The organism is Bacillus solitudinis, assembly GCF_002797395.1.
Taxonomy (GTDB): domain Bacteria; phylum Bacillota; class Bacilli; order Bacillales; family Bacillaceae_D; genus Halalkalibacter_A; species Halalkalibacter_A solitudinis.
Window position 1 is genome coordinate 2,974,348 of record NZ_KZ454943.1, and the last position, 13,292, is coordinate 2,987,639.

General features: G+C 38.3%; 17 protein-coding genes. 14 read left to right on the top strand and 3 right to left on the bottom strand.

Annotated elements, in window-relative coordinates; genetic code table 11:
* The first annotated feature begins 178 nt into the window (after window positions 1–178).
* A complete protein-coding gene (locus tag CEF19_RS14570) occupies window positions 179–406 on the top strand; it encodes a hypothetical protein (protein WP_100406717.1) in 228 nt (75 codons plus the stop codon).
* Between the two features lie 43 nt (window positions 407–449).
* Here the strand turns inward: CEF19_RS14570 and sda are convergent, their stop codons facing one another.
* The gene (sda, locus tag CEF19_RS14575) at window positions 450–590 is read right to left on the bottom strand and encodes a sporulation histidine kinase inhibitor Sda (protein ID WP_100406718.1); all 141 of its coding nucleotides are present in this window, start codon (window positions 588–590) and stop codon (window positions 450–452) included.
* Window positions 591–1,017: 427 nt separating this feature from the next.
* Here sda and CEF19_RS14580 point away from each other — a divergent pair, with 427 nt between their 5' ends.
* The 9 genes from CEF19_RS14580 to CEF19_RS14620 are packed head-to-tail and all read left to right on the top strand — an operon-like array spanning window position 1,018 to window position 6,906.
* Window positions 1,018–1,530, top strand: coding sequence for a YqeG family HAD IIIA-type phosphatase (locus CEF19_RS14580; RefSeq protein WP_157801082.1), 513 nt, complete (start codon window positions 1,018–1,020; stop codon window positions 1,528–1,530).
* 5 nt (window positions 1,531–1,535) lie between these two features.
* Window positions 1,536–2,645 carry a ribosome biogenesis GTPase YqeH gene (gene yqeH, locus CEF19_RS14585; protein ID WP_100406720.1) on the top strand — a complete coding sequence of 370 codons (1,110 nt, stop codon included), beginning with the start codon at window positions 1,536–1,538 and terminating at the stop codon, window positions 2,643–2,645.
* A 20-nt stretch (window positions 2,646–2,665) separates the two neighbouring features.
* A complete protein-coding gene (gene aroE / locus CEF19_RS14590) occupies window positions 2,666–3,502 on the top strand; it encodes a shikimate dehydrogenase (protein WP_100406721.1) in 837 nt (278 codons plus the stop codon).
* Window positions 3,496–3,789: a ribosome assembly RNA-binding protein YhbY gene (gene yhbY, locus CEF19_RS14595; protein ID WP_100406722.1), complete on the top strand. Its 294-nt coding sequence runs from the start codon at window positions 3,496–3,498 to the stop codon at window positions 3,787–3,789. The genes aroE and yhbY overlap by 7 nt, the downstream gene beginning before the upstream one ends.
* Before the next feature lie 24 nt (window positions 3,790–3,813).
* The gene (locus tag CEF19_RS14600) at window positions 3,814–4,410 is read left to right on the top strand and encodes a nicotinate-nucleotide adenylyltransferase (protein ID WP_100406723.1); all 597 of its coding nucleotides are present in this window, start codon (window positions 3,814–3,816) and stop codon (window positions 4,408–4,410) included.
* Window positions 4,379–4,951 carry a bis(5'-nucleosyl)-tetraphosphatase (symmetrical) YqeK gene (gene yqeK / locus CEF19_RS14605; protein ID WP_100406724.1) on the top strand — a complete coding sequence of 191 codons (573 nt, stop codon included), beginning with the start codon at window positions 4,379–4,381 and terminating at the stop codon, window positions 4,949–4,951. The genes CEF19_RS14600 and yqeK overlap by 32 nt, the downstream gene beginning before the upstream one ends.
* A 4-nt stretch (window positions 4,952–4,955) precedes the next feature.
* Window positions 4,956–5,306, top strand: coding sequence for a ribosome silencing factor (gene rsfS / locus CEF19_RS14610; RefSeq protein ID WP_100406725.1), 351 nt, complete (start codon window positions 4,956–4,958; stop codon window positions 5,304–5,306).
* Window positions 5,306–6,166 (top strand): CvfB family protein, encoded by an 861-nt coding sequence (locus CEF19_RS14615; RefSeq protein ID WP_100406726.1) that lies wholly within the window; start codon window positions 5,306–5,308, stop codon window positions 6,164–6,166. The genes rsfS and CEF19_RS14615 overlap by 1 nt, the downstream gene beginning before the upstream one ends.
* Complete coding sequence (locus CEF19_RS14620) at window positions 6,163–6,906, top strand: class I SAM-dependent DNA methyltransferase (protein ID WP_100406727.1); 744 nt, start codon at window positions 6,163–6,165, stop codon at window positions 6,904–6,906. Before CEF19_RS14615 ends, CEF19_RS14620 begins: the two co-directional genes overlap by 4 nt.
* Window positions 6,907–6,986: 80 nt before the next feature.
* Here CEF19_RS14620 and comER read toward each other — a convergent pair whose 3' ends face one another.
* Entirely contained in the window at window positions 6,987–7,811 is an 825-nt protein-coding gene (gene comER / locus CEF19_RS14625) for a late competence protein ComER (protein WP_100406728.1), read from the bottom strand.
* Window positions 7,812–7,903: 92 nt separating this feature from the next.
* Window positions 7,904–8,155: a DUF2533 family protein gene (locus CEF19_RS14630; protein ID WP_100406729.1), complete on the bottom strand. Its 252-nt coding sequence runs from the start codon at window positions 8,153–8,155 to the stop codon at window positions 7,904–7,906.
* 46 nt (window positions 8,156–8,201) lie between these two features.
* On the opposite strand from CEF19_RS14630, the gene CEF19_RS14635 reads away from it, so the two are divergent.
* The 4 genes from CEF19_RS14635 to CEF19_RS14650 all read left to right on the top strand — a co-directional run bounded on the left by CEF19_RS14635 (window position 8,202) and on the right by CEF19_RS14650 (window position 13,285).
* Entirely contained in the window at window positions 8,202–8,816 is a 615-nt protein-coding gene (locus tag CEF19_RS14635) for a helix-hairpin-helix domain-containing protein (RefSeq protein ID WP_100408324.1), read from the top strand.
* A gap of 72 nt (window positions 8,817–8,888) precedes the next feature.
* Window positions 8,889–10,175 carry a homocysteine synthase gene (locus CEF19_RS14640; protein ID WP_100406730.1) on the top strand — a complete coding sequence of 429 codons (1,287 nt, stop codon included), beginning with the start codon at window positions 8,889–8,891 and terminating at the stop codon, window positions 10,173–10,175.
* Window positions 10,176–10,383: 208 nt separating this feature from the next.
* On the top strand, window positions 10,384–10,965 hold the full coding sequence (locus CEF19_RS14645) for a ComE operon protein 2 (protein WP_100406731.1): 582 nt from the start codon (window positions 10,384–10,386) through the stop codon (window positions 10,963–10,965).
* A 1-nt stretch (window position 10,966) separates the two neighbouring features.
* Window positions 10,967–13,285 carry a DNA internalization-related competence protein ComEC/Rec2 gene (locus CEF19_RS14650; RefSeq protein WP_227522100.1) on the top strand — a complete coding sequence of 773 codons (2,319 nt, stop codon included), beginning with the start codon at window positions 10,967–10,969 and terminating at the stop codon, window positions 13,283–13,285.
* Window positions 13,286–13,292: the final 7 nt, after the last annotated feature.

Consider the following 13,292-nt stretch of genomic DNA (forward strand, 5'->3'; position numbering starts at 1 on the left):
TTTGTTTTGGTGTGCACCCTTGAAGAATCTAGTGCTAACACGTTTTTAATTAATTGTTAAATATGTAGAAAGACGATTATTATTTTAAAAATTTTTATTTAAAAGAAGAAATGTATAATTTTCCAAATGAACGGAACCCTAGATTCATAAAGCAATTTGAACCGGGGTGGAATTTAGTATGAGAACGAGAGAAAAGGCATTAGCGAGTATAAGTATTTTTCTTGTTTTATTTTCGGGAGCCTGGTATGCCAATGAATTTAATCAACGGACCATTCACAGTAAGGGCTATGATGATGTGGGAAATTTAAGAGTTCAGGATATTGATGAAGACATGATTCCTATTACTACACCGTTTAAACCTAGGGAATACATTCGTATTGGTACTCGGACCATACCCGCAAATTAAACAAAAAGAAGGGAGTCTTTTGAAGACACCCTTCTTTCTTGTGTTATGAAGTTAACTTTATTTTATCAGATAAAGAACGTCTGATAATTTCAATGCGTATTAATTCAATAAAATCATGATTTAATTCTAATTCAGTTGCTTTATAATATGTTTCAATGAGAAGCTCGTCTGATAAATTCTCCATGAATCCCTGTCATACTAGTGACAGGTTCACCTCCTTAGTTTAATGGCTAGTTGGGAAAATTTTATTGTTCTAAACGTCTGAACTATTTCATATTATTGTAAGTTTTGGTTTATCTCTTCATATCCTACCACGACTCTGAAAAGAGAACAACCGTTCGATTTATCCACATATTCCGGTGGATAACCTGTGGGTTTATTGTTTATGAGGTTGTAAAGTGTAATTACACCAACGTGTATAAACGTGCATAACGTTATCCACAAGTGTTGATCGATGCTTTTTTTTGTCGAAAAAAAATTTCCCTTTTTTCCTTAAGACGCTTTATCCTCCATTCCTTATAAAAATACCCAGTTTCGATTGAAAAAAAACATAGTTAACGGTATAGTTAAAGTTTGATTACAGTCGTTAAAAGATAAGAGGTGGAATTGTGCTGAAAAAACTACTTCCAAACGAATATGTAAAGAGTATTTATGATATTGATTTTGATAATTTAAAGAAAAATGGAATTAAAGCGATTATCACCGATTTGGATAATACATTAGTTGAATGGGACCGACCTAATTCTACTCCGGAAGTAAGAGAATGGGTAAAAAAGGTTGAAGAACTGGGCATGAAGGTAACGATCGTGTCGAATAATAATGAGAAGAGAGTCAAAGCATTTGCAACTCCAGAAAAAATGGTTTTTATCCATAGTGCTAAAAAACCAATAGGACGATCTTTTCGTCTAGCGTGTAAGAATATGGGAGTTATACCGTCAGAAACGGTGGTTATCGGTGATCAAATTTTTACGGATGTGCTTGGAGGAAATAGAGCAGGAATCCAGACAATTCTTGTTGTCCCAGTAGCAAGTACGGATGGGATAGCGACAAAGTTTAATCGAAGGATGGAGAGAATCATTTTAAAATGGATGAGGAAAAAAGGGTTGATTCAATGGGAGGATTAGACAAAATGGACGAACAGAAAATTATTTGCGCAGGCTGTGGCGTAGCGGTGCAAACCGAAAACAAGCAAGAACTAGGCTTTGTCCCTAAATCTACATTGGAAAAAGACGTGATAATTTGTCAACGTTGTTTTCGTTTGAAGCATTATAATGAAGTACAGGATGTTTCTTTAACGGATGATGACTTTTTGAAAATATTACATACGCTGGGACAAAAAGAAGCATTAATCGTTAAGATTGTTGATATTTTTGATTTTACAGGAAGTTGGCTTCCAGGTCTACATCGATTTGCAGGAAAGAATGATGTGTTATTAATTGGAAATAAAGTTGATTTACTACCGAAATCATTAAACCAGAATCGACTTATTAATTGGATTAAAAAGTCGTCAAAAGAATTAGGGTTAAAACCAATCGATGTATTGCTAATGAGTGCTGATAAAGGTGAAGGTGTTTTAAATGTAGCTCAAGAAATTGATAGGCATCGAAAGGGAAAAGATGTGTACGTTGTCGGATGTACCAATGTAGGTAAATCGACCTTTATTAATCAAATTATAAAGCAATTTGATGGTGATACGGAGCAACTAATTACAACATCTCATTTTCCAGGGACGACTCTCGATATGATTGATATTCCTCTCGATGATGGTAAGGCTCTTTATGATACTCCTGGTATAATTAATCATCATCAAATGGCTCATTTTCTAGATAAGAAAGAGCTAAAAGTGATTACACCGAAAAAAGAAGTAAAGCCAATGGGCTTTCAACTTAACACGGAACAAACACTGTTTTTTGGAGGCTTGGCCAGATTAGACTTTCTAAAAGGTGAACGGACAACCTTTACCTGTTATGTTTCCAACGATATAACAATCCACCGTACAAAGCTTGATAAGGCTGATCAGTTGTACGAAAACCATCTAGGTGAGTTATTGACCCCACCTGGAGTGGAAGGAAAAGAGCAGTTGCCTCCTTTAGTGAAGCATGAGTTTTATATCAAGGAAAAGAAAAGTGATATCGTCATTTCCGGCCTTGGTTGGATAACGGTTAGTGGAGACAATCTTAAAGTTCAAGCCTATGCACCTAAAGGAGTGGGCGTTTCAATTAGAGAATCTATTATTTAAACCAAAAGGGGAGAACGAGAGTGGAGAAGCTATTTGGCTTATTTGGGCATCCCGTTACACACTCTATGTCACCAATGATGCATAACGATGCATTTCAACAATTAGGAATAGATGCATCGTATAAGTTATTTGACGTGAAGCCCGAGTTTTTGAAAGATGCGGTATTGGGTATAAGGGCCTTAAACATAGTAGGATGCAATATAACGATCCCGCATAAAGTAGCTGTGATGGATTTTTTAGATGAAATAGATGATGAAGCCAAAGAAATTGGAGCTGTTAACACCATTGTAAACCTGGATGGGAAACTAATAGGCTATAATACGGACGGGCGTGGGTATTTGGAATCCTTAGTTCCTGTGCTAACGAAACGTTTAACGGAGCAACGCGTACTTGTGTTGGGTGCTGGCGGGGCTGCTAGGGCTATCGTGACTGTTCTTGCGCGTGAAGGTGCCCAGGAAGTCATTGTTGCAAATCGTACTCTTTCTAAGGCAAAAGATCTTGCTACTTTAACAAATCATGATATTATTGCAACGACAATTGAAGAAGCTGCGACGGAATTAAATCAGTTTGATATTATTATTAATACCACCTCTGTTGGGATGAGCCCAAACATCGAGGATATTCCAGTCTCGTTAGATAAACTAAAAGCAGATTGCGTCGTTAGTGATTTAATTTACAACCCAATTCGAACGAAACTTTTAATCGAGGCAGACAAACGGGGAGCAAAAATATTAGACGGCGTTGGTATGTTTGTAAATCAAGGCGCATTGTCTTTTGAATATTGGACAGGTCAAAAACCGAACCGTGAGAGAATGGCTCAATTGGTCTATCAAAAACTTGGAGGAACATTATGCTAACAGGAAAACAGAAACGTTTTTTACGATCAAAAGCACATCACTTAAACCCAATCTTTCAGGTTGGTAAAGGTGGAGTGAATGAAAATATGATTAAACAACTCTCAGAAGCTTTAGAAGCTAGGGAATTATTTAAAGTGAGTGTTTTACAAAATTGTGAGTTTGAAAAAGAGGATGTAGCTAAGGAAATTGTCAAAGGGACAAAAGCAGAGCTCGTTCAACTTATCGGAAGTACTATTGTCTTGTATAAGGAATCAAAGGAACAAAAGAAACTAGAACTTCCAAATTAATGGAGAAGGGAGGTCCACCAAATAATGAGACGAATCGGTTTATTCGGTGGAACTTTTGATCCTCCACATGTTGGTCATATGTTAATAGCGCAGGAAGCTAAGATTCATTTTAAGCTGGATGAAATCTGGTTTATCCCAGTTCAGATTCCCCCCCATAAGGAACGAGATTTACTAACATCGAGTGAAGAACGTCTTGAAATGTTACGATTGGCGACGCGAGACAACCCTTATTTCCATGTTTCGACAGTTGAAGTTGAACGAGAAGGGAAATCTTATACCATTGACACAGTAAAGAGGTTAAAGAAACAGTTCCCGGATGATAAGTTCTTTTTTTTAATAGGTGGAGATATGATCGATTATTTACCAAAATGGGAAAAAATCGAAGAACTCCTTTCAATCGTAACGTTTATTGGAGTTAAAAGACCAGGCTCTGCTTCTAGTTCCATTTATTCGAGTAAAATTAAAGAGCTCGAAATGCCACAGGTTGACTTTTCTTCCACAATGATTCGTGAACGTGTAAAGCGAGGACTTCCTGTACGCTATATGGTACCAAGAACAATTGAATCCTTTATTGGAGAAAGGGGATTATATGGAGAGGAGCAAGGCATTAGAGATCGTTAAGCCCCATCTAACAGCCCACAGGTACGAGCATACACTTGGAGTTATAGAGACGGCAGTGGAGCTTGCTGAGCGTGTAGGTGTTAATAAACAAAAAGCAGAACTAGCTGCAGTCTTTCATGATTATGCAAAGTTCCGAGATAAGAATGAAATGCGTCAACTTGTTAAGGAAAGTCTACCTGATAAATTAATTTTGGAGTACGGAAGTGAATTATTACATGCTCCGTGTGGTGCTTATTATGTGGAACATGAAGTAGGTATTACCGATAAAGAAACGCTAGATGCAATTAAGTATCATACTACAGGTAGACCGGGGATGACATTACTAGATAAAGTATTATATTTAGCCGATTATATTGAACCTGGGCGCGATTTTCCAGGAGTAGCTGAGGTTCGAGAGCTTGCTAAAACGAGTATAGACGAAGCAATAATTCAAGCTTTGAATAATACTATGATATTTTTGTTGAAGCGTAGACAGCAAATTTTCCCCGAGACATTAGCTACGTACAATGATTTAATAAAAGATAGAAAAAAGGAGAAGTGATGGAGTGAATTCAAACATTTTAGAATTAGCCGTTAAAGTTATAGATGATAAGCGAGCAGAAAATATCGTTGCTTTAAATATGAAGGGTATTTCATTAATTGCTGATTATTTTGTTATTTGCCATGGTAACTCAGAAAAACAAGTGCAAGCCATTTCCCATGAATTAAAAAAAGCATTTCAAGAAGAAGGCATTGATATTAAAAGATTAGAGGGTTATGACCAAGCAAGATGGGTCCTGATAGACCTCGGTGATGTTGTTGTTCACGTTTTTCATAAAGATGAGCGTCAATACTATAATCTTGAAAAGCTTTGGGGAGATGCACAAACTGTTGAGATTGAAGGAGTTCTTGGGTAATGGAATTAAAACCCGGTTATACAGTGACTTTAAACGTTGCAAGGACAGCTGGTTTTGGTTATTTCCTTAATTTAGGGGAAGAGGATGTGTTGCTTCATGAACGTGAAGCAACACGTAAGCTGGAGGTAGGCGAAAGCGTTGAGGTTTTTCTTTATCATGACCATCAAGAGCGACTTTCAGCAACGATGGAAGTTCCTTTCTTACGAGTTGGTGAAATCGCTTGGCTAGAAACGGTTTCGGTGAAGACGGGTCATGGTGTGTTTTTGAACAATGGTGTCTCTCGCGATTTGTTTTTATCAATGGATGAATTGCCATATGATCGTGCGCGTTGGCCACAACCTGGAGATAAGCTTCCTGTTTCGATCACTTGGGACAAACGAGGAAGAATGATGGCTAAACTAGTCAAAGGTGAAGCTATTGAATCTCAATCAAAAGCAGCAGCAGACATTATGATGCATAAAGAGATTCAGGGCTATGTTTACCATTATCTCGATGAAGGCGCACTTTTGCTAAGTGACGAGGGTTATCTTGCCTTTATTCATGAGGATGAGATGACGCAAAAGCCACGTTTTGGTGAACATGTAAGTGTTAGGGTTATCTATGTAAGACCAGATGGTAGACTTAATGTAACCATGCGTCCTTTACGTTCAGAGCAACAGGAAGATGATGCAGAGAAAATATATCAATATCTTCAAGGCAGAGGTGGTTCAATGCCTTATTGGGATAAAACGCCCCCTGAAGATATAAGCCAACGCTTTGGAATAAGTAAAGCCTCGTTTAAACGTGCACTCGGGAAATTAATTAAAGAAAATAAAATTGAACAACGTGATGGTTGGACCTATTTAAAGGAGAAATCATGAGTTACCAAAAATTCGCCTCCTTATATGATGCATTAATGGAAGAAGCACCCTATGAGGAGTGGGTTGAAGTTTTAAAACGTTCTATAGGAAAAAAGCATTTACATGATATCTCTATTTTAGATGTTGCTTGCGGGACAGGTGAACTTTTAATCCGACTCCTGGACGAAGGAGCGGATGTGGCCGGGGTTGATTTATCCGCTGATATGCTCGTCATCGCAAAAGAAAAATGTGAGGTATCTGGTTATTCGCCCCTACTCTTTGAACAGAATATGGCTGACATGCCTAAATTGGGTGAATTTGATGTTGTCACAGCGTTTTGTGATTCACTTAATTATTTAAGTACGGAGCAAGAGGTACAAAAAGCGCTCAAATGCTTTGCGGAACAATTAAGCTCAGGAGGTATCCTCTTGTTCGATGTTCATTCAACCTCAAAGATTGAGTCGGGTTTTATTGGGCAAACCTTTGCTGATGATGGGGAGGATACAGCCTATATATGGACATCGTTCGCGGGGGAACATCCTTACAGTGTAGAACATGAACTTACCTTTTTTGTGAAGCGTGAATCAGGGTTGTATGAAAGATTCACGGAACTACATAAGCAGCGTACATTCCCACTATCTTCATATCAAACATGGCTTGAGGAAGCTGGTTTTGTTGTTCAAGATTGTTTTGCTGACTTTGAAAGCAAGTCTCCTGATCCTAAAAGTGAACGAATCTTTATAAAAGCTCAAAAAAAATAAGCTTGCTATTTATGGATTCATATTGGAAAATAAAGGGGTATCTCAAATTTAACTTGAGATACCCCTTATTCTTGATACATTTATGAACGGTCAAGAGATTGCTTAATTTTCTCACGTTCATGATCGTATTTAGCATGAGTCTGCTGAAACAAATGATCGAACATTAGACCGACTTCTTCCTCTAAAACCTTAATGCCTTCTCCTGTAATCCCACCTGGCACGCAAACTCGCTCCTGAAGTGTTGGTAATGTGTAGTGCCCTTTTTCAAGAAGTTTACCCATTCCAATCATCATATTTGTTGCAAGAAACGTCGCTTCCTCGTTGCTGATTTTTGTTTGTCTAACAGCTCCATCTACAAATTGTTGAATAAGGTAACTAAAGAAAGCAGGACCACAGCTTACGATATCTGAAGAAACCCTTGTTATATCTTCCTTAATTAATAAAGGTTCTGAAATAAAAGACATCAATTTCGTAAGTAAATCTTTGTCTTCTTCATGGCAACGCTCACCGAAACTGAGAAGTGATGAACCAGCAAGTGCTCGGTTTAAAATACTAGGAATTGCTCGTGCGACCTTACAATCTACTTTCGCTTCAAGCTGTTCAACTGAAATAGGACTTGTAATGGAAACGAGAATATGTTCCGCAGAGCAAACGGGGGCAATTTCATCAATGACTTCAGGAAACTGAAAGGGTTTTGTACAAAGAAAAGTTATATTGCTCTGTTTTATTACGTCTACAGGGCATTTTTCAACATTTATTCTTGGAAACTGCTCTTTTAATTTCAAAGCTTTTTCAATCGTCCTATTTGCCAAAAACACCTGATTTTCTTTGACAGCACCTGAATCAATGAAAGATTCGAGTAAAATTGTCCCCATACTTCCCGTACCAATAATTCCAAGTTTCATGGGCTCTCCCTCCTTCTCCATAATACTCACCTTGATATCACTAAGATTATACGTATGCATAACATCATGAAAGTATGATGGGAAAATTTAGGTTAGTTTCTAGCGAAGGCGATCACCATGTCTTTTGTTACAATTTTGCGCATAGGGAAGTGGAATTTAGTTGCGATTTGGTTCATTTCCTCTGTTATTTTATTAAGTTGAATAACCGAAACCTCCTCTGTCAACTTCGCTTGTTCAATTAATCGTTTAATTTCCTGCTCACGCTTGGCATCAAGCTGAAGAAATTGTTTCTGAGCTTGGCGATGGTTTTTAACTTGTTCGGCAATTTGGATATGGACACTCATGTTGAAGTCCCCTTTCTATATAAAAAAATTAATCGGAGTGAGTCATATGAACTTTACAAAAAGAGAACAAATTCTCATGACCCTATCAGGCATTACTATACTCCTTGTAAGTTTAGTGTTGTTTCTTAGTTTTGGCAACCATTCTAAGCTAGAAAACGCTGAGTCGGATTATTTGTTTTTAGATGAGGTTACAGAGGACGAGCAAGAGGATTCAATCGAAACAGACACAACGATTGTTATTGATGTAAAAGGAGCAGTAAACAAACCTGGAGTTTACGAAGTTCAAAATGGAAGTCGAATGTTTGAGGTGATTGAGCAGGCAGAAGGGTTTACAGAGAACGCTGATCAAAAAAGGGTGAATTTAGCATCCATTCTCGAGGACGAGGTTTTGATTTATGTTCCTGAGGTGGGCGAAGAAATGGAAGAGTCTGCCTTAATAGAACAGGAACATAGTAAGGGGAATGAGGGGAAATTAGCCATTAATCAAGCTTCCCCAGCAGAATTTGAAGCTTTGCCTGGCATTGGCCCCGCAAAAGCGAATGCCATAGTATCGTATCGTGAAGAGCATGGGCCTTTTAATGAGATTGAAGACCTCCTCAAAGTTTCTGGCATTGGGTCTAAGTCCTTTGAGCAGCTTAGAGAGTTAATAAAAATCAAGTAAAAATTATATGAATTTTTAAAATATTTTGATATGATGGATACGTTATAGTAACTATTTTGGGAGGTCGAAAAGATGACAGAGCGGAAGTGGGCACTTGAAACAGTTGCAGTACATGGAGGGCAAGAAATTGACCCAACTACAGGATCACGTGCTGTTCCAATTTACCAAACGACATCATATGGATTTAAGGATACAGAACATGCTGCAAATCTATTTGGCTTAAAAGAATTTGGAAATATTTACACGCGCATCATGAATCCAACACAAGATGTGTTTGAAAAGAGAGTAGCAGAACTTGAAGGTGGCATCGGAGCATTAGCGACCGCAAGTGGCAGCTCAGCAATTCATTTAGCTATTTTAAATATTTGTGAGCAAGGTGATGAAATTGTTGCATCAAGCGCACTCTATGGTGGTACATATAATTTATTTGTTCACACGTTCAAAAAAATGGGGATTACGGTTCATCTTGTCGATGGGACAGACCCATCTGCATATGAAGATGCGATTAATGAGAAAACAAAACTTTTATACGGAGAGATGATTGGAAACCCAAATGGAGACGTTCTAGATATTAAGGCAGTAGCTGAAGTCGCTCATAAACATGGTATCCCTCTTATGGTTGATGCGACACTTGTAACACCTGCACTTTGTCGTCCGATTGAACATGGTGCCGATATTGTTATTCATTCTGCTACTAAATTCATTGGAGGTCACGGCACCTCTATTGGTGGGGTTATTGTTGATAGTGGGAATTTTGATTGGACAAATGGGAAATTTCCAGGTCTGACAGAGCCAGACCCGAGCTATCACGGTCTTGTGTATACAGAGGCGCTTGGACCGCTCGCTTACATCATTAAAGCCCGTGTACAGCTTCTACGCGATTTAGGGCCGGCGATTGCACCTATGAATTCCTTTCTCCTTTTACAAGGTCTTGAAACCTTGCATCTTCGTATGGAGCGTCATTGCGAAAATGCAAGAAATGTTACAAAGTTCTTGGAAGAACATGAACTAGTTGACTGGGTCTCTTACGCAGGATTATCCTCACATCGTTCTTATGAGGTGGCTCAAACCTATTTACCAAAAGGACAAGGATCCATTTTAACATTTGGAATTAAAGGTGGACTTGAGGAAGGGAAACGCTTTATAAATGCATTGACAATGTTTTCGCATGTCGCCAATGTTGGAGATGCAAAATCATTAGTCATTCATCCTGCAAGTACGACGCATCAACAACTTTCTGAAGAGGGTCAACGTTCTGCTGGTGTGTCACCAGATTTAGTTCGTTTATCCGTTGGTATTGAACATATTGATGATATATTGGCTGATTTAGAACAGGCTCTACGTGCAAGCCAAGGTTAATGCTATAGCTTTATAGTTTAAACGAGGGTGATGTAGAAAATTCAACCAACATTAGAGGCTATTAAAAAAGGGAAAACAACAAACCTTTTTTAGTAGCCTTTTTCAGACGAGAAGCTACTTTTGAGAAAATTACTTGATATAGACATTGACTCACTTGTCTCGAGTTTTTAAACTAAAGAGGAAACAAAAAAAGAATCGAGGCTAACTAATGGAACGGATTTCATGGAATCAATATTTTATGGCACAAAGTCATCTTTTATCATCAAGAAGTACATGTACACGTTTAATGGTCGGAGCCACTATTGTGAGAGATAAACGAATCATTGCTGGGGGTTATAATGGATCTGTATCTGGGGAGGACCATTGTATTGATGAAGGCTGTTATGTTGTCGATAATCATTGCATAAGAACGATACATGCAGAAATCAACGCTCTCCTCCAGTGTGCAAAATTTGGTGTACCAACTTCTGGTGCCGAAATATATGTCACACATTTCCCATGTGTTCATTGCTCAAAAGCGATTTTACAGAGCGGAATTAAGAAAGTGTATTATGCGAAGGATTATAAAAATCATCCTTATGCGATTGAATTGTTTAATAAGGCTGGTATTGAGGTTGTTCAAGTAGAACTTGAGGATATGGTATTTGAGCGATACGATAAAGAGAAACGACAGTTAACCACTGATTTGTTACACTTATTGAAAAAAGCTGGAGCAAATGAGGATGAGCTTGAATTATTAACAAATAAGGCGAAACAATTTTATACATTGCAGGAGAACAATCTTGAGTAAGGTGGGGTTGTTACTTGTAACTTCGGCGATACTCGGCCTTTGCATCTCAATTAGAGGGCCGAGTGTGATGCTGATTTTAATGGCCGTTCTGTTAACAGGATATAGCGTCCTCGATCGAAATTATTCTCGTCGAAACCTTCTTCTTATTTTATGTGCTTTTTTTATTTATGCATGCATTGGTACATGGACCGAACACAGAAACCAAACGATCCATCAACAAGGAGAACAACGTGTTTTAGGTACGTTAGAGTCTATTCCTAAAATTGATGGTGATACGTTTTCAGTGAGGCTGAAAGCGACATCAGGCGAGCTGATGCAAGTGCATGCCTATCTTACAAGCGAACAAGAACGTGATAATTTGAAAACTCTTCAGCCAGGAAATCAATGCGGAATTATTGGAAAACTCCAAACACCTTCCCCCCCTACCAACTTCTATCAATTTAACTACCAACGCTATTTGTATGAAAAAAACATTCACTGGATAGTAACCCCTAACCCTACATCAATTTCTTGTCAACGTAGCAAAGGAACTGTTATTCACCGTCTCCATAGTTGGAGAAATGAACAAATCAAACGCATTGAACAGCGTGTAGATCCAACGCTTTCCGGTCTGATGATTGCGCTGATTTTTGGTGAGAGGGACTACATAGAAGGAGAGATTATTGACGCTTATCAACGTCTAGGAATTATTCATTTATTGGCTGTTTCTGGTCTGCATGTGGGTCTCATTTTAGGAGCATTGTTTTACATTCTTATTCGCATAGGGGTCACAAGAGAGCGGACGATGGAGAGTTTGATGGTTCTGCTTCCTGTTTATATGCTAGTTGCCGGAGGGGCTCCTTCCGTTATTAGGGCTTCTTCAATGGCATTCATTGTACTTTTTTGCTTACGTATAAGGTGGAGGCTTCAACCGTTATTTAGTATATATTTAGTTTTTCTCCTATATACAGCTTTCCAACCTTATGCTTTGTTTCAGATCGGGTTTCAGCTCTCTTTTCTCAGTACATTTGGTCTTCTTATTTCGTCTTCGATCATCAAACGATATAGCCTAAGAATTTCTCAATTAACAGCGATAACTCTTATCGCACAACTACTGTCTCTACCTTTGATTCTCATTCATTTTTTTGAATGGTCTTGGATAAGCTTACCTCTAAACTTAGTTTATATCCCATTAGTTAGCTTTGTTATCCTGCCTTTAACATTTATATCCTATTTGTTGCTCTTTCTTCCAGCTACCGTTAATATTCCTCTGCTGATTTTAGAAACCATTATTCAGCCTCTACACAACGGGTTGCAAACAATTCAAACTCAACCGCTATTTATGTTAATTATTGGACAACCTTCAATTTATATGGTTTTCCTTTATTTCATATTAGTGCTATATATGTTGATGAAATGGGAAAAGAATGGTTTCTTTTGGTGGATCAAGCCTATTTCCCTTTTTATTGTCTACCTTGTGCTATTACTATCGCTACCATCTATTAATAATCAGGCTGTAATCACAATGATTGATGTGGGGCAAGGCGATAGTTTCCTGATTGAATTACCTTATCGAAAAAAGGTCTATCTTATCGATACAGGAGGACTTGTCCAATTTAATAAAGAGGATTGGCGTGAAAGAAAAAACAGGTTTGATATTGGAAAAGATGTGGTACTTCCATATTTAAAAGCAAGAGGGATTCGCACGATTGATATGATGATGTTAACCCATGGGCATACTGACCATATTGGTGGTGCTAGTGCGTTAGTAGGAGTGATAAATGTTAAAAAAATACTTTATGCGAAGGGACCTGTTGAAGGACCCTTTGAAAGAGAACTTCTTCAACAATTTTATGAGCAAGGAACGGAGATTGAATTCGCTAAAGAAGGCTTAAGATGGAGAACAGGAACGAATCAATTTGCGGTACTTGCCCCACAAGGACATGAACAAGGGTTAAATAATCAGTCGATCGTGTTGTACGCCGTTATTGAGGGGATTCGTTGGCTTTTTACTGGTGACTTAGAGGAAGAAGGGGAAAAACGGTTGATGAGGCAATATGAAGATTTGCAGGTGGATGTTTTAAAAGCAGGCCATCATGGTAGCCTCACCTCTTCAAATGACTGGTTTATTAGTCATATTAATCCCAAGGCTGTACTTATTTCTGCAGGAAGGCGAAATCGATTTGGCCATCCTCACCCCGAAGTTGTTGAACGCTTTTCGGCTCTAAATTCGTTAATTCTCCGAACCGACCAAATGGGGGCTGTTCAACTTTCCGTAAGGAACAATCAGATTCGTTTGAAAAGTGTGATTCAACAAGAAAAGCAGGAAGAGCCAAATTAGACTCAAC

What these genes read in the sequence shown, in the direction of transcription:
- CEF19_RS14570 (WP_100406717.1), top strand. Translation starts at nt 179, where the DNA reads ATGAGAACGAGAGAAAAGGCATTAGCGAGTATAAGTATTTTTCTTGTT.
- sda (WP_100406718.1), bottom strand. Translation starts at nt 590, where the DNA reads ATGGAGAATTTATCAGACGAGCTTCTCATTGAAACATATTATAAAGCA.
- yqeH (WP_100406720.1), top strand. Translation starts at nt 1,536, where the DNA reads ATGGACGAACAGAAAATTATTTGCGCAGGCTGTGGCGTAGCGGTGCAA.
- yhbY (WP_100406722.1), top strand. Translation starts at nt 3,496, where the DNA reads ATGCTAACAGGAAAACAGAAACGTTTTTTACGATCAAAAGCACATCAC.
- CEF19_RS14600 (WP_100406723.1), top strand. Translation starts at nt 3,814, where the DNA reads ATGAGACGAATCGGTTTATTCGGTGGAACTTTTGATCCTCCACATGTT.
- yqeK (WP_100406724.1), top strand. Translation starts at nt 4,379, where the DNA reads ATGGAGAGGAGCAAGGCATTAGAGATCGTTAAGCCCCATCTAACAGCC.
- CEF19_RS14615 (WP_100406726.1), top strand. Translation starts at nt 5,306, where the DNA reads ATGGAATTAAAACCCGGTTATACAGTGACTTTAAACGTTGCAAGGACA.
- CEF19_RS14620 (WP_100406727.1), top strand. Translation starts at nt 6,163, where the DNA reads ATGAGTTACCAAAAATTCGCCTCCTTATATGATGCATTAATGGAAGAA.
- comER (WP_100406728.1), bottom strand. Translation starts at nt 7,811, where the DNA reads ATGAAACTTGGAATTATTGGTACGGGAAGTATGGGGACAATTTTACTC.
- CEF19_RS14630 (WP_100406729.1), bottom strand. Translation starts at nt 8,155, where the DNA reads ATGAGTGTCCATATCCAAATTGCCGAACAAGTTAAAAACCATCGCCAA.
- CEF19_RS14635 (WP_100408324.1), top strand. Translation starts at nt 8,202, where the DNA reads ATGAACTTTACAAAAAGAGAACAAATTCTCATGACCCTATCAGGCATT.
- CEF19_RS14640 (WP_100406730.1), top strand. Translation starts at nt 8,889, where the DNA reads ATGACAGAGCGGAAGTGGGCACTTGAAACAGTTGCAGTACATGGAGGG.
- CEF19_RS14645 (WP_100406731.1), top strand. Translation starts at nt 10,384, where the DNA reads ATGGAACGGATTTCATGGAATCAATATTTTATGGCACAAAGTCATCTT.